The sequence below is a fragment of the Streptomyces sp. SM11 genome, from assembly GCF_002910905.1.
Taxonomy (GTDB): Bacteria; Actinomycetota; Actinomycetes; order Streptomycetales; family Streptomycetaceae; genus Streptomyces.
Genome location: NZ_NEUE01000311.1, coordinates 55,172 through 71,091, shown reverse-complemented (window position 1 = coordinate 71,091; position 15,920 = coordinate 55,172). Strand labels below are relative to the sequence as shown.

Here is a 15,920-nt window from a genome sequence, read left to right as displayed (position 1 = left end):
GCTCGTTGGTGGTGAATGTGTGGCAGTCCACCTTGATCGCGTTCTTGCCCGGTCGCCAGGTGCGACCGGGCCGGTCCCGGTTGCCGAGCCATTCCTTGGCCTTGGTGTCGACGCTGATCACCGGCTGGGTATCGTCGAGGAACGCGGCGGCCGTGGCATTGAGGTGGGTGAACTGGGCATCGCGGTCCGGATGGCTGATGCCCTCTGTTGTCTTCGCGGTTCCCTGCAGGCTGTAGCCCAGGGTGTGCAGCAGGTGTCCGACAGCTGAAGCGCTGACCGGGTGGCCCTGTGCGGTGAGGGTCGAGGCCAGGACCCGTAACGACAGCGTGGTCCACCGCAAGGGGGAGACGGGGTCGCCTCGGGTGTGCGGCTCGATCAGCGACTCCAGCGCGGGCAGCAGACCAGGGTCGGTGTCTGTCAGCCGCTTGCGGCCGGCACCTGGAGCCCGGACCCGCAAGGTCGGTGCTGAGCAACCGGCCAACTCGGCCATACCTCGCGCGATGGTTGCAGTGCTGGTGCCGGAGGCGGCGGCGACCCGGACGATCCCGCCACGGCCGAGGGCCGTCGCCTCACTGGCCAGGTACAACCGACGCCGGCGCTCATCGAAGTGCGGCAGGATCTGATCGAACTTGGCCCGCAGAGCACGAACGGCAACGCGGCCTGACAGACACGGAGTCATATCTCAGCCTCCCACCAACACTCCTCTGCCGAGCACTTATTGAAATACGGGCCCCGGCGGTTCCGGAGTACTGGCGCTGCACGCCCACCGTGCCGGTGCCCTTCTTGATGAATCCGGTGTCGTCGATGATCAGGACGCCACCGGTCTCGCCGAGCTTGTCAGCGACGTAGTGCTGCAGGTCGTCGCGGATGTCATCGGGCTCCCACTTCGATCCTGCGAGGAGGTGCTGCAGGCCGTCGGGTGTGGGGTGGCCGGCCTGTTCGGCCAGCTGCCAGCTGTTCTTGCGGGCCACCGGGGCGAGCAGCCCGCGTACGTAGTCACGCATGCGGCGACGGAGCTCCACTCGGCCGAAACGGTGCCCGATGGTCAGGAAGAGATCGTCCAGTTCGAGGTCCCACTGCGCGGCGGCATACTCGGTGATCACCTTGGGAGGCTGCCCCGCCGCTGTCACTACCAGCGGCGTTGTCGCACGATCGAGGGACGGTCTCCCTGAGACCGCCCCCGCACGACCGGAGGCCCGCTACACTCCCGCCACCCGGCGAAAGACCAGTTCAGACAGCAAACTCCTGCTGGAGTACTAGGCGAGCCGTGGCCCGGAGTCCCCGCACGAGGACGCGGTGCCGGCCAACGAGCCGACGCCTGCTGGCTCCCGATCGCCAAGGGCCTCACGCCCCACGGACTGCGCCACACCCACAGGACCATGATGGAGGACCTTGGCACCGAGAAGGTCCTCATGGACCAGCGCATGGGACACATCGACGGCTCCGTTTCGGCGCGCTATGCCCATGTCACGCCGGGCATGCGTAAGCGCCTCATGCTCGGCTTGACCGAGCAGTGGGAGGCAGCGCTCGCTGCGCGCCTGTCGATGTGTCCCACGTCGCCCGTGCACGTTCTCGACGCCCTCCTACGTGTACGCCGGTAACACGGACCGAGGCGAAGTCTGGGCGGCGCGAGGCGCCCGGGCTTCCCGATCGCAGGGGTGAAACCGGGCCGGACCGCCCGGCCCTGCTGGAAGTTGCTTCTCGGGTCATGCGAACCGCCTCTTGGGCCTCGGGCGATGAGGGGGATGCGTAACCACGGACCTACGGGCCTAATATGAGGAGCGCCTCGGCCGTTCGAGACTCGCTTGGCCGCCTGTCTCGGACGGCCGAGCGCCTTTCCGTGCGAGCCCGGCCGACGGTAAACGACTCGGCGGAGTGGCACCTGGGTGCCATACGATTGCGGCGGCTTGCAGCTCCGCCCGTCACCATGCGTGACACGGTTGAGCGACCTTGCGTGGTCGCGCCTGCTGCACCCTCCCGACTTCGGCCCGCCGTGGCACCGCCGCCGGCGCCAAACGTACGAAATGGAGCATCCAAGGATGGCTCGACACCTGGTAACCAGCGCGCTTCCCTACATCAACGGGATCAAGCACCTGGGCAACATGGTCGGGTCGATGCTTCCGGCGGATGTGTACTCCCGGTACCTCCGCCAGCGTGGTCACGACGTCCTGTACATCTGTGCGACCGACGAGCACGGGACGCCCGCCGAGCTGGCGGCCAAGGCGGTCGGCACGTCGGTGGCGGAGTTCTGCGCGCAGGCCCACGACGCGCAGAAGGCCGTGTACGACGGGTTCCAGCTGGCCTTCGACCATTTCGGCCGCAGCTCTTCGCAGCAGAACGTCGAGATCACCCAGCACTTCGCGCGGAAGCTGTGGGACAACGGCTTCATCGAGGAGCGGGCGATCAGCCAGGTGTTCTCGCCGGTCGACGGCCGTTTCCTCCCCGACCGTTACGTCGAGGGCACCTGCCCGCACTGCGGTTACGACAAGGCGCGCGGCGACCAGTGCGAGAACTGCACGCGCGTCCTGGACCCGACCGACCTGCTGGACCCGCGCTCGGCGATCAGCGGCTCCACGGAGCTGGAGGTCCGTGAGACCAAGCACCTGTTCCTGCTCCAGTCGAAGCTCCAGCACGAGGTCGAGGCGTGGGTGGCGCGGCACGAGGCCGACTGGCCGCAGCTGTCCTCCTCCATCGCCCGCAAGTGGCTGACCGAGGGCCTGCACGACCGGGCGATCACTCGCGACCTGGACTGGGGGGTGCCGGTCCCGGCGGACACCTGGCCGGAGCTGGCGGCCGAGGGCAAGGTCTTCTACGTTTGGTTCGACGCCCCGATCGAGTACATCGGCGCGACGAAGGAGTGGGCGGACGCCGCCCCGGACAGCGAGAGGCGCGACTGGAAGTCCTGGTGGTACGAGGCCGACGACACGGTCCGCTACACCCAGTTCATGGCCAAGGACAACGTCCCGTTCCACACGGTGATGTTCCCCGCCACCGAGCTCGGTGTCCGCGAACCGTGGAAGAAGGTCGATGTCGTCAAGGGCTTCAACTGGCTGACCTATTACGGCGGCAAGTTCTCCACCTCCCAGAAGCGCGGCATCTTCACCGACGCCGCGCTGGAGACACTCCCGGCCGACTACTGGCGCTACTTCCTGATCGCCAACGCCCCCGAGTCGGATGACTCCTCCTTTACCTGGGAGCACTTCGCGGCCACGGTCAACAAGGACCTGGCCGACACCCTCGGCAACTTCGTCAACCGCGTGCTCTCCTTCTCCCGCAAGCGCTTCGGCGACGAGGTTCCCGCAGGCGCGGCGGCCGGCGAGGCGGAGACGAAGCTCGGCGAGGAGATCGGGCGGCTACTGGCCGAGTACGAGGAGCACATGGACGCTCTCCAGTACCGCAAGGCCGGCGCCGCGCTGCGCGCCCTGTGGTCGGCAGGCAACTCCTACCTGGAGGAGAAGGCTCCCTGGCTGGAGATCAAGACCGACCCGGACGGCGCGGCCCTGACCCTGCGCACGGCGATGAACCTCATCCACCTCTACTCGGTCGTCTCCGAGCCGTTCATCCCGGCCTCGGCCGCCGCCATGCGCGGGGCTTTCGCCCTGGAGAACGACACCGCGACCTGGGTGACCGCCGAGCAAACGAAGTCCCTGGACGCTGTCCCGGCCGGCACGCCGTTCACCGTGCCGCCGGTGCTCTTCGCGAAGATCACGGAGGAGGATCTGGAGTCCTACCGCGAGCGCTTCGGCGGCGCTGACGCCTGAGCCAGGGACCGGTCACGATGGGCTGAGGGCTTCGAAGAGCTCTCAGCCGTCGAGGAGTTGCCGGAGCTCGTCCTCGTGCAGGCGCTGGTCAGGGTCGGCGGTTTCTCCGTTGAAGCGCACGCCTTCCCCGATCAGGACGATTGCGGCAGTGTCCGTGCGCGAGGGGTCGGGCCATTGGAAGCCAGGGCTGACCTTCCCGGCGGCCGTGAGGACGCGCCAGGGGTTGGGGCATCGACCGCAGGTGCCGAGGTGCTGACCTATGGGGACAGCATGGCTCCCGACCACCGCCGCCAGGTCGCCGTAGGTGGTCCACCGCCCAGCCGGGACACCGCTCAGCAGAGTGTGCAGCCCGGTCCAGTCCTTGCGAGTGCCGCTGAGCTGCCTGGCCAGACCGGTCAGGTCGGACCCTGCCAGCGTGGCCCATTCCCCAGGGTCGACGCCGTCGGGCACGTGGGTGGTGTCCACGTCCCACCATGTCGTTCCCTGTACGACGTCCAGGCTCCGACCGGTCACGCTCGTGAAGATGTGCTTGGCCAGCCCGGTAGGGGAGTATGAATCTCCGTCCGCGTTCCAGATCAGTGGCTTCTCGGTGTCATTGGTCCAGGTGACAGCCCCCCGGTCGGCGTCCTGCGCCACCCAGGACCGGATCTCGGCGCGGATGGCCTCCGTCACACCGTGACGTGGTGTCATCAGCAGCCTCGTCCCGTCGGGCAGCAGGCCCGCACCGACGAGCACGTGGACGGCGTTGCGTGAACGCGAGCGTTCCTGCAGCTTCTTGGCCGCCGCCTCGCCTTCGACCCGGGCCGGGGTGAGCGTGAACTCTTCGACCTCCGGGGTCGGGTAGACCTTGGTGAACCCGGCGACGAGGTGTCCTTCCACCCGCCACAGGCCGACCTGGACGAGGTCGATGTCGATGCCCATCTCCGACAGCCAGACCACGGAGTGGGTGACCTGCTTGGGGAAGTCGGCGGCGATGATCACCTGCCGGGGTCGCTGGAGCAACGCTGGGCTCCACTCGCCGTCCACGTGGTCGAGCAGCCGCTGCTTGCACGCGTCGATGTCGAGGGTTTTCCCCCTGCGGGACAGGAAGTCACGGTGCGCCTGGGTTAGGGCGTCGAGGTCGAAGCGGGACACCAGGGCGGCGTAGGTGATCGCCTGGAGGTGCACGTCCCGATCGGCCGTCCCCCGCTTCAACTCGACCACGACGAGGCGTCCGGTCGCGTCCAGCCCCAGCACATCCAGCCGGTCGCGGGCCGGCACCCCGTCGGTGTCGGCCCACCGGTCGTACTCCGCGGTGATCACGAGCACCGACTCCCCGAGTACCTGGGGATGGGCGATCACCCACTCCTGGAGGTGCTGCCGCTCCAGCAGGCTCTCGGCGGCGAGCCCGGTGCGCGATATCGGCGTGGCCGTCCGCCCGTCGACGGTGAAGAGATGATCCACGGTGCCCCCTCGTGCGCCCGGCGCGGTGCGTCGGACGCCCAGAGCGTACGCGGACGGGACCGCCCCCGGGAGCTGTCTCGCCGAATCATCGAAACGCCGAACCACTTCGGGAGCCGATGGGAGCCGGGTTCCGAGATCGGCTCCCAAACGGCTCCCAAGACGCCCCCGGAAACCACTCAGGGGCCTGATCCACTAAGTGGATCAGGCCCCTGACCTGGTCTTACAGCTGTCGGGGTGGCGGGATTTGAACCCACGACCTCTTCGTCCCGAAGCAACTCCAGTAGCTGTTCCACCTTGGGCTCGGGGCGCTCTGGCCTGCTGTGACAGTCCTTCGGCGTGTGCAGACGTCCACCATTGTTCGCCTGCGTTGTCACGCAGCTAGACACTCAGTGAGTGACCTTGAATGGCTCGTCGGCTGGTACCGCAGTTCTGAGCGGTGTGCCTCTGGGCGATTGCTGGGAGTGTGCAGTGTGTACGGGTCTCGCGTATGGAGCAGGCTGACTAGACGCATGTGGCCCCTCCAGTGGCACACTGATCCCGTGACCAAGCCTGAGAACGCGCCCAGTGAACCCTTCGAGATGAGGCTTGCGTGGCGCAACACGGAGGGGCTTAGCCGACCAGCGAACCAGTTCATCGTCTCTATGAGCCTGCCAAACGCCATCGGACAATCCGATGCGATTCACCTCACAATGGGACAAGCGGATCCTCCGATTGTCAGTGGATCGCCAGAGCAGATGGAAGAACAGCTACGCGAGCTCGGCACCATTCCAGTGGAAACACTGGGTCGGTATGCTCTAACCAGGGCTAGGCTTAGTGAGCTCATCCAGATCCTGCAAGAAGCGGCGCGCACATACGACAGTCTGCAGCAACCAGGAGGGCCGACAGATGGCGACGCCCATGCCGACACCGTATAGCCTGACCAGGGTCTCAGTGCCTCTAGTGGGCATGCTTAAGGCCTTGGCTTTGCCGCGCGCGCTGCCCCTTGCTCAGAGCCAGGAGCGACTCACTCGGAACGTGGTTGAGCTCGTGGTCCAGTCTGCCAGCGCGGATCTTGCCGACCAGGAGAGGGCCGCAGCTTCCTACGCAAAGGCGCTTCATACCCCCCCTTCCGCGGCTGCCGCTGACTACATGCGGGAACGGCTGGCCCACTCGCCGCGACGCCGAAGGGTCAGGTCTGGCGCTTGAGCCACGTTTCGTGGCGGGCGGCTACGAGTAGTGATCGGCAAGCTTTTGAGAGCTTCACCTGCACACAGTCCGCCCGGCGGGCCCCGAATGGCCGTCGGTTGCCACACCCCTTCCCCTGGGAGTGGGAAGTGCAGAGTTGGATCCGCAGTTCAGCTCGCAAGCAATGCAGTGGTCCACTGGATGAGCGTGTTTTGGTTGCAGAGCGTGACGACGGTGGCTTTGCGGCGGTGATCGCTCACTCAAGGTGCGAACCCGATTACAAGGACTGGGTTCGCACCCGTGTGGGGTGGGGCGGCCCTGTCCGTCTGCTGCGCGTGGTGGCAGTTGATGTGGGGTCGCAAGGCCAAGGGCTTGGGCATCAGGCGATCGAGAGCCTGCTGGACGATGTCATGGACAGAGAGGGCGATGAGCCCGTATTCGTACTAGCCCTCATCCATGAGGCCAATCAGAGAAGCCAAGCGCTGGTTGGAAAACACGACCTAGAGCTCGCTCCCTTCCCATGCGACGCTGAACCTGGGATGCAGTACTGGTTCGGGACTGTTTGATTCCATTCGAGCGTCAGCCAGAACCGAACCTAACCCACCACTCGCCCCGGCTCCCATCCCGTCCGCCTTCGACCCACACACCGTGGAGCGGTCGTGGTTCAGGGCGTCAAGGTGGAGCGCGCCACTGTACGAACGACCTTGACGCCCTGGGCCGCGACTGCTCGGCTCTGCCTGGGTCGAAGGTGGTCGGGATGGGAGCCCCACGACGCTCGCCCCGCTCCGGCCGGCACTCGCGAACGGTGCCCCGTCCATCCCGGAGTCTGAGCGCCCCCGCCGGAGGCACCGTCTTGAAGCCGCGGGCTTGGTTTTCGTCTCATGCCCCCGGGCCTATCCAGTTGTGGGCGCGCGTCGGCGGCGGCAGCGCCGAGCGGGCCGAAGGCAGGAGCGCGGGCGCAGCCAGAGCCGGGAAGCGCGCCCGGCGGAGCGGAGCGCAGCCGGGTGCCTTGATGAGGTAGAGAAACCTGTAACAACTCCTGGCGACGCGAGTAGTCAGGTGCCCGGCTGGGGGCTGATCGCCTGGGCGATGGCTTGCATGGAGTCGGTAACTGCTTCGGCTCCTGCCTCGACGAAGAGTTGGCGCTTGTGCGGTTTGTTGGCGAAGCCGATGGCTGTACTACCGATCGCGTGGGCGGCCTGGATGTCTGTCAGCGAGTCGCCGATCAAGGCGCACAAGGAGACGTCGACGTCCAAACGTTCAGCCGCTGCGATCAGCGAATGAGGGTTCGGCTTCATCAGCTCCGGATGCCCTTCGGGCCTTCCAACGACTGTGAGCACGTGTTCCGACAACCCATGTCGATCAAGGAATGCCCTGACGGCCTCCGCGGAGTTGTTACTCACCACCGCCGCTCCCCTCCCCGACGCTCGAACTGCCTTCAGAGAGGCAACGGCTCCGGTAACCGGGTCTCCAGCCACCCCTACAGCCTCTACCTCGGCTGTGGTGAGCGCCCTCTCGATGGCCAGTCCAGCGGCATCATCCGCTTCGTGCGTCAGCCGCAGGACCTCCAGAGGGTCATCGATGCCGGACAGCTTCCCTTCCAGCTCCGGGTTGCTTTCGGTTGCAAGCTCGGTGAGATCCTTTGCAACCTGGTCCGCCGGGCGCCCCGCAAACACATCGCAGATGGGGCCGTCGAAGTCGAAAAGCACCACGGTAGTGCTGGCAAGCGCTGTGGCCAGGTCTTCAGTGTCCATCAAGGTCGAATCCCCTCGCGATGCTGTTCCACACGCTGTCGAACCACATGCCAGCCTGCTGGACCTGCTGCGTGCCGCTAGACGAATCGCTGTCGTTGACGGAGTGGTGGAAGAGGACGGTGTCCTTCCCAACCAGGTCGTAGATTTCGATGGGATCGCCCTGCGCCACGACCTTGTTTGGCTTGATCGGGTAGTAGCCGAAGAAGGCGTCTGCTCCGTTGATCACGTACAGCTTGAAGAACTGCGTACCACTGTGGACTCGCACGTCAACGCTCGTCTCGGGGACCAAGCCCAGGTGACTCAGCTCCGCCATTGAGTCCCGGATGCTGCGGGCGTACCCGACCATGATGTCGTGCATGCGGGACCGGAGCCGTTCGTCATCGCCGCAATCCTCACGGCGGACTGGAGCTGCCTGGGGGACAGCCATGTCCGGAACGAGTATGCGGACCTTGATGCTTGCCGGTGTCAGCCTGCCGATCCGGATCTTGTCCAACGGCTCTTGCAGTGCTCCGTGCAGGGTTTCGCTGGAGAACCCGGCGAAGTCGATGGTGACGTCCGTGGCGGCAAAGGCCTGCTCTACGTAAGGGCGTAGCCCCGCCGGCCGTTCCGTCCGGCTGCGGACGAAGACTCCGCTTCCCTTGCGGGAGACCACTAGCCCTTCGTCTTCGAGGTCCCGCAGTGCGCGTTGGATGGTCGCGCGCGCGAAGCCGTAGTGCTCCGTCAGCTCCTTCTGCGACGGCAGCTTCTCCCCTGGTGCGATTTTCCTCGTCCGGACTGCTGCTCCGAGGCTGCTCGCAACCTGCTCGTAGGGCGGCCGGTCATCGTCTGGGTCGAGGGGATCGGGAACGAAGGTCATGGGGCGATGGTACGCGGCGGCCCCCGACATTGGGACAGCCAAGACAGTCAGGTGTTGACATGACTAGCCATGTTGCTTACGTTAGTCATGTAGCCAAGAAGGCTAGCCAAGTCAGTCACCTCTGTCTGAGGAGCAAGCTCATGCCGTCCTTCAAGATCGATGTTTCGACCGCTGTCGTGTTCGTGGCAACGCCTCCGACGCCGAAGCTGGTGAGCAAGCAGACCGGTGAGATCGCGATCGACCGGGAGACTGGTGCTCCGCTCGCGACGGTGGGTCTGCTGGTCGCGGACGAGGGTGAGGGCAACCTGTACCAGGTGACCGTGCCGAACACGGGTGTCCCGGAGAACCTGGCCCCCGGCACCCCGGTCACGGTGGTCGGCCTCAAGGCCCGGGACTGGGAGAACACGTTCAACGGTCAGACGCGGCACGGGATCAGCTTCCGCGCGGTCGCTGTGACCCCGCTGGGGGCCTGATCATGTCGGGCCTGTCCACGGTGATCGAGGTTGCGGGGGTCTTATCGGCTGCCGGTGGTCTCGGTTACGCGAAGGCCCGGTCTCCTCGGGTGTTCTGGTCGCTGGTCGGTGCCCCGGTCGCCCGGGTCCGGTTCTCGGTGACGTACCGGGCGACGATGGATGTGTGCGGGCTGACGGTCCAGCCGTCCCGCCTGCGGGCGTTCATGGTCCGCAACGTGGCCCGCCAGGAAGTCCAGCCCGTTCCCCCGCAGGTCCGCCGGGTCCGCTACTCCACCACCGGCATGCGGGCGACGCTTCGCCTCCCGGCCGGTCTGGAGCCTGCCGACGTGTCCGCCGCCTCGGAACGGCTGCGGCACGCCTGGGGCGTTCACTCGGTGCACGTGGTGGAGGTGAAGCCGGGGTTCGTGGAACTGCGGATGACCGGCTACGACGTGCTGCGCCGGGTGAAGATGCCCCGCCGCCTCCCGCCCAAGCTCACCGCTGGCCCGCTCGTCGTGCCGGTGGCGCTGCGGGAGGACGGTACGGCGTTCGTCCGGGACTACCAGAAGGTCCCGCACGCCCTGACGGTCGGCGCGAACCAATCGGGCAAGTCGATGTATCAGCGCAACCTCATCTCCGGACTCGCCAAGCTCCCAGTCGGCCTGGTCGGCATCGACTGCAAACGAGGTGTCGAACAGCGCGGCTACGCACCCCGCCTCTCCGCCCTCGCCATCACCCCGGACGAGGCTGACGGGCTCCTGGAAGCCCTCGTGGGCGAGATGGAAGACCGCTTCGACCTCCTCAGCTCGCACGGTGTCCCGGACATGTGGGGCCTGCCTGCAAAGATGCGCCCGGTGCCGCTGGTCGTCCTGGTCGACGAGGTCGCGGAACTGTTCCTTGTCGCTGCGAAGAAGGACGAGGAGCGTCGGGACCGGATGGTGATGCGGATGATCCGGCTCGCGCAGATGGCCCGCGCAGTGGGGATCTTCCTGGAGGTCTGTGGGCAGCGCTTCGGCTCCGACCTCGGCAAGGGTGCAACCGCCCTGCGGGCTCAGCTCACCGGGCGTGTGGTGCACCGGGTCAACGACAAGCAGACCGCCGAAATGGCCCTCGGAGACATCGCCCCCGAAGCGGTCTTCGCCGCCACCACCATCCCGCCGGACCGTCCAGGCGTCGCGGTGGCCGGGGACTCCTCCGGCGGCTGGTCCCGCATCCGCACCCCCGCCATGACCCCCGCCCAAGCCGTGGCCGTCTGCCACGAGTACGCGCACCTCACCCCGCACCTTGCCGCTCTGGCACCCTTCCGGCCGGCCGTTTCTACCGCCCCGGCCCCGGGCTCCCCGCTCCTCAAGCCCCGCCCGGCGACCGGCTAACTCCTGCACCTGCGAGTCCAGTTGGCGTGACTGCTTCGCGCCAGGTCCCTACCCCGCCCATGCCCGGAACCGGAAGGAACCACCGCCATGGCCACCCGTCGGACCACCACCAAGCCCTCGAAGAACACCCCGCCCGCGCCGGTTGCCTGCTCGCCGTGCGACGGGTCCGGGATGGTCTCCGCCACGGTTCGCGTCGGACGCAAGCGCCGCCCGGTCGGCCAGCAGGACGGCCTCTGCCTCAACTGCCTGGGCTCCGGCACCAACCCCGACGCCTGACCCCCTTGCCCCGGTGCCGGGCGGTGAACCCCGTGTCCCGCCCGGCCCCGGCCCCGCCCCCTCGAAAGGAGGTGAACCCGTGTCCCGCATCCGTATTGACGCCGTACTCATCCAGGCCGTGATCGCCGGTGCTCTGTCCTTCGCCCACCTGCACGACCTGGCCGAAGCGGCTGGGCAGGATGGCTGGAAAGCCTGGGCCTACCCCGTCAGCGTGGACCTGCTCTTGGTCGCGGCCTGGCGGCGCATGCGCACCACCGCGGACAACCGTGCGGCCTGGGCCTGGTTCGTCATCGCCCTCGCGGCGTCGCTGGGCGCGAACGTCGCCACCGCCGGACTCCTCGACCTCGGTGACGTCCCGGCCTGGTTGCGCATCCTCGTCGCCGGATGGCCCGCCCTCGCCTTCCTCGGCGGCACTCTCCTCGTCCACAGCCCCCAGGCTGCGCCGACTGAGACTGAAGCCGCCCCCGTGGTGGCTGCATCGCCGGTCGCTCCGGCCGCTGAACCGGTCCCGGACGTAACGGTGGAACGGGCTCCCGACCCGACCCCCGAGCTCTCACCCGGACCTGCCCCTGAGGCGGCCCCGGCACCGGCGCCCGTCCCGGTCACGGCACCGGCTGTGTCGGTTCCTCCGGCCCTCCTCGACCACGCCCGGAAGCTCGCCGACACCCACCACGCCACCACCGGCAACCGGATCGACCCCGCCACCCTTCGCGCCCGCCTCGGCGTCCCCGCACCCCTCGCGGACGCCATCACCGCCCAACTCGCCTGATCAGAGAGGGACAACAGCATGGGCCCGTTCAACTTCAACCGCCCCGCCGACTACCTCGACGCCGCCAGGGAGATGGCCGACTCCGGCCGCCCCACCCTGGCCCGGCTCCTCGCGGAAGAGGCCGCGGACCGCACCACCGACCCGGCCGAAGCCACCCGCATCCGCGCCGAGTTCCCCGGCAACAGCCTCCGACAGGAGGACTGATCCATGGCCCGCCCGAACCGCTTCACCAACGTGCTCCGCGTCGGCCCCGTCCAGGTCGGCACCCACCACGACGGCCGCGGCCGGACCAAGCACACCGCCGCCTGCACCGCCCCCGGATGCAACTTCTCCGCCGACTACCTCAACCGCTCCGCCGCCGAACTCGCCGCCCGCACCCACCGCTGCAACCCCTAACAGGAGGCCCTACTCGTGTTCACCCCGAAGATCCCGCCCCCGGACACCGCACCCACCCCGGGCACGTCCCTCGTCCAGCCGCTCACCGGCATCACCCACACCCCGGCCTGCACCTGCCACCACAACCCCAGCGTCACCCCGGCTCCGGCGCCCATCCCGGCTGCTCCGGTCTCCCGGCCGGCCGTTCAGCTCACCCCGGGATCGCTCTTCGTCGCCGCCGCGGGCGGGACCGCCATGGTCCTGATCATCGGCACGGTCCTCGTCTCCATGCTCCTCGCGACCGCGATCACCGCCGCGTCCGTCGCGATCTGCGCCGTGGTCCTGCGCTCGCTGCTCAACCGCCCGAACAACCGCTGACAGCCCCCGGGGCGGCCTCAACCGCCAAGTTTCCGCCGCCCCGGGCGCCCATCCCACTTCCCGATCCAACGGACCCGAAAGGGAGATCCCATCATGCCCCAGCACACCCCGCCCCGGCCGATCTGCGGCCACTGCGACGGCTTCCCCACCGTCACCATCACCACCGGCCAGACCACCCTTGACGGGCAGCGCCAGACCATCACCGCCCACTGCCCCGCCTGCCGCGGCACCGGCCACACAACCACCCCCGCCCGGACCCACACCCGGATCGGGGCCTGAGCGCCATGGCCGACCTGACCCCCACCCCGGACCGCCCCGGCCTCCACGTCAGCAAGCCCTCCCCCAACACCCCCGCGACCGGGTCGGCCGTGTGCCACTGCGGAGCCAAGGCCACCGCCACGGGCGACAACCAGGTCCGTGCCCTGGTCGAGGGCTACACCGCGAACCACGGTTCCGCGCACGGCCGGACGGGACGCTGACCATGAACACCGCTGCCACCGCGGCGGGCCTGGACCCGGCCACCCTGGGCGATCTGCTCCGGGTGGTCGGGTCTCCCGGCTTCGACCGCCTCACCGAACAACTCCGCCGCACCGGAGGCTGCTCCCAGCCCATCCACCTCACCGGCGCCACCAAAACCATCGACCGGGCCACCGGCACCCTGCTCCACCACTACTCCACGGACACCGAGCCCGGGGGCCGGTTACGGATCGCCTGCGGCAACCGCCGCGCCTCCCGCTGCCCCGCCTGCGCCTGGACCTACGCAGGCGACACCTACCACCTCATCCGCGCCGGACTCACCGGCGACCCCGACAAAGGCACCCCCACCACCATCCGCGACCACCCCCGCGTCTTCGCCACCCTGACGGCCCCGTCGTTCGGCCCCGTTCACAACCGGCCCGGCACCCGGTCCTGCCGCTGCGGTGTTCGTCACTCTGAGGATGCGCCGGAGCTGGGTACGCCGCTCGACCCGGACACCTACGACTACGCGGGGGCGGTGCTGTGGAACAACCACGCCTCCGACCTCTGGCGCTACTTCACGATCTACCTCCGCCGCGAGATCGCCAAGCGAGCTGGGCTCACCCAGAAAGCCGCCCGCGAACAGTCCAAGGTGTCCTTCGGGAAGGTCGCGGAGTACCAGAAGCGCGGGGCCGTGCACTTCCACGCGGTGATCCGCTTCGACGGACCCGACGGCCCGGACACCCCGCCCCCGGCCTGGGCCACCCTCGGCCTCCTGGACGACGCGATCCGCGCCGCCGCCGCCCGGGTTGAGGTCCTCGTGCCGGCCGTTCCGGAAGCCGGGATCACGGACGGCTGGACGCTGCGGTGGGGCACGCAGCTCGACGTGCAGCCCATCGGCGCGTTCGGCAACGGCGAAGACCTCACCGAACAGGCCGTCGCCTCCTACGTCGCCAAGTACGCCACCAAGGCGGCCGAGACCACCGGGACCGTCGACCACCGCGTTGGCAACAAGGAAGCCTTGGTTCTCCTGGACGTGCCTGAGCACCCTCGGCGGCTGATCGAGGCGTGCTTGGACCTGCACCACGCCTATCCGGACCGCAAGCTCCGCGACTGGGCCCACATGCTCGGCTTCCGCGGCCACTTCTCCACCAAGTCCCGCGCCTACTCCACCACCCTCGGCGCCCTTCGACAGGTCCGCGCCGACTACCGCGCCGCTGAACAACGCGCCGCCCTCGGCCTCCCCGATCCGGACGATCACCCGGAGGCCACCACGCTCACGCTCGCGCACTGGGCCTACGCAGGGAACGGCCACACCCCCGGCGAATCCTGGCTCGCCGCCAACATCCACCGCGACATCCAACACAACCGCGAAACCACCCGCGAACACCGCGCCGAACTGCTGAGCGCTGAGGAGGAATAGTGACCGTACTCGACATTGAGGGACCGGCGATCCCTCCGGCCCTGTACCGCGTTCCCGACGCTGTGAGGGTGCTGGGGCTGAGCCGGAGCGTCATCTACGACTTGATCCGTGCTGGTCGTCTCCGGACCGTCAAGGAAGGGCGGACCCGCCTCGTTCCGGCCTCCGCCATCACCGACTACGTTGCGCTCCTGGAGCGGGAAGCCGGGGCTGAGCAGTGACCAAGCGGCGCAGTCGTGGCGATGGTGGTCTGCACTGGGATGAGAAGCGGCAACGTTGGATTGCCACGGCCAGCCTCGGCTATGACCCCAGCGGCAAGCGGATCGTGAAGCGGGCGAGCGGCAAGACCAAGACGGCGGCCAAGGCCAAGCTGAAAGAGGTACTGCGGGACTTCGAGGATGGCCTAGCCATTGCGCCCACGGGCTACACGGTCAGGGACGCGGTTACGGATTGGCTCGCGTACGGGCTCTCGGGCCGCGACAAGTCGACCGTCGAGACGAACACGATCCTCTGCAACACCCATGTGATCCCCTCCCTGGGCGCCCGGAAGCTCCGGGACCTCAGCGCTGATGACGTCGACAGGTGGCTTGCGGACAAGTCCAAGGTGCTCAGCACGCGATCCCTGGAAGCCATCCGCTCGTGTCTCAACCGTGCGGTTAAGCGGGCCATGGCCCGAGACAAGGTGAAGCGCAACGTCGTAGAGCTGTGCTCGGTCCCTGCCGGTCGCCCCGGCCGGCCGTCCAAGTCGCTCACGCTCAACCAGGCCGACGCCGTGCTTGTGGCCGCCGAGGACTCGCCGCTCTACGCGTACATCGTGGTCTCGCTTCTCACCGGTGGCCGTACCGAGGAGATGCGTCCGCTGCGCTGGGATCATGTGGACCTCGACGGAAATCCGACCGCCGTGCCGGAGATCCCGCCGCACATCGCCGTGTGGCGCTCGGTCCGCAGCTCCGGCGACACCAAGACCAGGAAGTCCCGCCGTACGCTCGCCCTGCCGGGTCGGGCCGTCGACGCACTCAAGATCCAGCGTGAGCGTCAGGGCTGGCAGCGTGTCGCGGCCGGTGATCAGTGGCAGGAATGCGGGCTTGTCTTCACGTCGGCGGTCGGCACTGAACTGGATGCGGCGAACGTTCGGCGAGAGTTTCGGAAGGTCCTTGCCGGGGCCGCGCAGATCCCTGGCGTCGACCTCACGCCGCACGAGTGGACCACCCGGGAGACCCGGACGTCGTTCGTCTCGATCTTGTCGGACCGGGGCATCCCGCTCGAGGAGATCTCCCGGCTGGTCGGCCACTCCAGCACGGCCGTCACGGAGGAGGTCTACCGGAAGCAGATCCGCCCGGTGATCCAGACCGGCGCGACGGCCATGGACGGCATCTTCGGCACTCCGGTGCCTCCGGAGCGGTAGTCACGCAGATAGACACGCACAAGGTCAGAGGGCCCAGT

At 68.0% G+C, this 15,920-nt stretch carries 20 protein-coding genes and 1 pseudogene; 16 read left to right on the top strand and 5 right to left on the bottom strand.

Annotation, left to right across the window (positions count from 1 at the left end; translation table 11 throughout):
* On the bottom strand, positions 1-679 hold a 679-nt coding region (locus B9S58_RS37275), incomplete at its 3' end, for an ISAzo13 family transposase (RefSeq protein WP_107494950.1).
* Positions 600-1,103 (bottom strand): transposase, encoded by a 504-nt coding sequence (locus B9S58_RS37270; protein WP_258045261.1) that lies wholly within the window; start codon positions 1,101-1,103, stop codon positions 600-602. The genes B9S58_RS37275 and B9S58_RS37270, both read right to left, overlap by 80 nt.
* 147 nt (positions 1,104-1,250) lie before the next feature.
* On the opposite strand from B9S58_RS37270, the pseudogene B9S58_RS37265 reads away from it, so the two are divergent.
* Positions 1,251-1,601 (top strand): annotated as a pseudogene (locus tag B9S58_RS37265) (LacI family transcriptional regulator); the annotation flags it as partial.
* A gap of 438 nt (positions 1,602-2,039) precedes the next feature.
* Positions 2,040-3,761 (top strand): methionine--tRNA ligase, encoded by a 1,722-nt coding sequence (metG, locus tag B9S58_RS37260; RefSeq protein ID WP_103536243.1) that lies wholly within the window; start codon positions 2,040-2,042, stop codon positions 3,759-3,761.
* 42 nt (positions 3,762-3,803) lie between these two features.
* Here the strand turns inward: metG and B9S58_RS37255 are convergent, their stop codons facing one another.
* Entirely contained in the window at positions 3,804-5,204 is a 1,401-nt protein-coding gene (locus B9S58_RS37255; protein WP_103536242.1) for an MGMT family protein, read from the bottom strand.
* Positions 5,205-5,743: 539 nt separating this feature from the next.
* Here B9S58_RS37255 and B9S58_RS37685 point away from each other — a divergent pair.
* Complete coding sequence (locus B9S58_RS37685; RefSeq protein ID WP_146063611.1) at positions 5,744-6,118, top strand: hypothetical protein; 375 nt, start codon at positions 5,744-5,746, stop codon at positions 6,116-6,118.
* Positions 6,119-6,517: 399 nt separating this feature from the next.
* On the top strand, positions 6,518-6,934 hold the full coding sequence (locus B9S58_RS40410) for a GNAT family N-acetyltransferase (protein ID WP_181009587.1): 417 nt from the start codon (positions 6,518-6,520) through the stop codon (positions 6,932-6,934).
* 489 nt (positions 6,935-7,423) lie between these two features.
* Here B9S58_RS40410 and B9S58_RS37240 read toward each other — a convergent pair whose 3' ends face one another.
* Positions 7,424-8,122: an HAD family hydrolase gene (locus B9S58_RS37240; protein WP_181009586.1), complete on the bottom strand. Its 699-nt coding sequence runs from the start codon at positions 8,120-8,122 to the stop codon at positions 7,424-7,426.
* Positions 8,112-8,978, bottom strand: a complete 867-nt coding sequence (locus B9S58_RS37235; protein WP_075265059.1) for a GntR family transcriptional regulator — start codon at positions 8,976-8,978, stop codon at positions 8,112-8,114. Before B9S58_RS37235 ends, B9S58_RS37240 begins: the two co-directional genes overlap by 11 nt.
* A 140-nt stretch (positions 8,979-9,118) precedes the next feature.
* Here B9S58_RS37235 and B9S58_RS37230 point away from each other — a divergent pair, with 140 nt between their 5' ends.
* The 12 genes from B9S58_RS37230 (at position 9,119) to xerC (ending at position 15,882) form a co-directional block, all read left to right on the top strand.
* Positions 9,119-9,451: a hypothetical protein gene (locus B9S58_RS37230; RefSeq protein ID WP_007452857.1), complete on the top strand. Its 333-nt coding sequence runs from the start codon at positions 9,119-9,121 to the stop codon at positions 9,449-9,451.
* A 2-nt stretch (positions 9,452-9,453) separates the two neighbouring features.
* Positions 9,454-10,803 (top strand): FtsK/SpoIIIE domain-containing protein, encoded by a 1,350-nt coding sequence (locus tag B9S58_RS37225; protein ID WP_103536240.1) that lies wholly within the window; start codon positions 9,454-9,456, stop codon positions 10,801-10,803.
* Between the two features lie 87 nt (positions 10,804-10,890).
* Positions 10,891-11,079, top strand: a complete 189-nt coding sequence (locus B9S58_RS37220; protein ID WP_103536239.1) for a hypothetical protein — start codon at positions 10,891-10,893, stop codon at positions 11,077-11,079.
* Positions 11,080-11,158: 79 nt separating this feature from the next.
* The gene (locus B9S58_RS37215; RefSeq protein ID WP_103536238.1) at positions 11,159-11,848 is read left to right on the top strand and encodes a DUF2637 domain-containing protein; all 690 of its coding nucleotides are present in this window, start codon (positions 11,159-11,161) and stop codon (positions 11,846-11,848) included.
* A gap of 18 nt (positions 11,849-11,866) precedes the next feature.
* Positions 11,867-12,052 (top strand): hypothetical protein, encoded by a 186-nt coding sequence (locus B9S58_RS37210; RefSeq protein WP_103536237.1) that lies wholly within the window; start codon positions 11,867-11,869, stop codon positions 12,050-12,052.
* Between the two features lie 3 nt (positions 12,053-12,055).
* The gene (locus B9S58_RS37205; protein ID WP_030075804.1) at positions 12,056-12,244 is read left to right on the top strand and encodes a mobile element transfer protein; all 189 of its coding nucleotides are present in this window, start codon (positions 12,056-12,058) and stop codon (positions 12,242-12,244) included.
* 15 nt (positions 12,245-12,259) lie between these two features.
* Positions 12,260-12,601 (top strand): SpdD protein, encoded by a 342-nt coding sequence (locus B9S58_RS37200; RefSeq protein WP_103535960.1) that lies wholly within the window; start codon positions 12,260-12,262, stop codon positions 12,599-12,601.
* 93 nt (positions 12,602-12,694) lie between these two features.
* Positions 12,695-12,880 carry a hypothetical protein gene (locus tag B9S58_RS37195; RefSeq protein ID WP_086777300.1) on the top strand — a complete coding sequence of 62 codons (186 nt, stop codon included), beginning with the start codon at positions 12,695-12,697 and terminating at the stop codon, positions 12,878-12,880.
* 5 nt (positions 12,881-12,885) lie between these two features.
* Positions 12,886-13,080: a hypothetical protein gene (locus B9S58_RS37190; protein WP_103536236.1), complete on the top strand. Its 195-nt coding sequence runs from the start codon at positions 12,886-12,888 to the stop codon at positions 13,078-13,080.
* A gap of 2 nt (positions 13,081-13,082) precedes the next feature.
* On the top strand, positions 13,083-14,480 hold the full coding sequence (gene repSA, locus B9S58_RS37185) for a replication initiator protein RepSA (protein WP_103536235.1): 1,398 nt from the start codon (positions 13,083-13,085) through the stop codon (positions 14,478-14,480).
* Positions 14,480-14,698: a helix-turn-helix domain-containing protein gene (locus tag B9S58_RS37180; RefSeq protein ID WP_258045260.1), complete on the top strand. Its 219-nt coding sequence runs from the start codon at positions 14,480-14,482 to the stop codon at positions 14,696-14,698. Before repSA ends, B9S58_RS37180 begins: the two co-directional genes overlap by 1 nt.
* Positions 14,695-15,882, top strand: a complete 1,188-nt coding sequence (gene xerC / locus B9S58_RS37175) for a tyrosine recombinase XerC (RefSeq protein ID WP_181009585.1) — start codon at positions 14,695-14,697, stop codon at positions 15,880-15,882. Before B9S58_RS37180 ends, xerC begins: the two co-directional genes overlap by 4 nt.
* The last annotated feature ends 38 nt before the right edge of the window (positions 15,883-15,920 follow it).

Bases quoted from the DNA above. Each gene is read 5' to 3' on its own strand.
- B9S58_RS37205 (WP_030075804.1), top strand. From the start codon at position 12,056: ATGGCCCGCCCGAACCGCTTCACCAACGTGCTCCGCGTCGGCCCCGTC.
- repSA (WP_103536235.1), top strand. From the start codon at position 13,083: ATGAACACCGCTGCCACCGCGGCGGGCCTGGACCCGGCCACCCTGGGC.
- B9S58_RS37235 (WP_075265059.1), bottom strand. From the start codon at position 8,978: ATGACCTTCGTTCCCGATCCCCTCGACCCAGACGATGACCGGCCGCCC.
- B9S58_RS37240 (WP_181009586.1), bottom strand. From the start codon at position 8,122: ATGGACACTGAAGACCTGGCCACAGCGCTTGCCAGCACTACCGTGGTG.
- B9S58_RS37195 (WP_086777300.1), top strand. From the start codon at position 12,695: ATGCCCCAGCACACCCCGCCCCGGCCGATCTGCGGCCACTGCGACGGC.
- B9S58_RS37210 (WP_103536237.1), top strand. From the start codon at position 11,867: ATGGGCCCGTTCAACTTCAACCGCCCCGCCGACTACCTCGACGCCGCC.
- B9S58_RS37190 (WP_103536236.1), top strand. From the start codon at position 12,886: ATGGCCGACCTGACCCCCACCCCGGACCGCCCCGGCCTCCACGTCAGC.
- B9S58_RS37230 (WP_007452857.1), top strand. From the start codon at position 9,119: ATGCCGTCCTTCAAGATCGATGTTTCGACCGCTGTCGTGTTCGTGGCA.
- B9S58_RS37220 (WP_103536239.1), top strand. From the start codon at position 10,891: ATGGCCACCCGTCGGACCACCACCAAGCCCTCGAAGAACACCCCGCCC.
- metG (WP_103536243.1), top strand. From the start codon at position 2,040: ATGGCTCGACACCTGGTAACCAGCGCGCTTCCCTACATCAACGGGATC.
- B9S58_RS37225 (WP_103536240.1), top strand. From the start codon at position 9,454: ATGTCGGGCCTGTCCACGGTGATCGAGGTTGCGGGGGTCTTATCGGCT.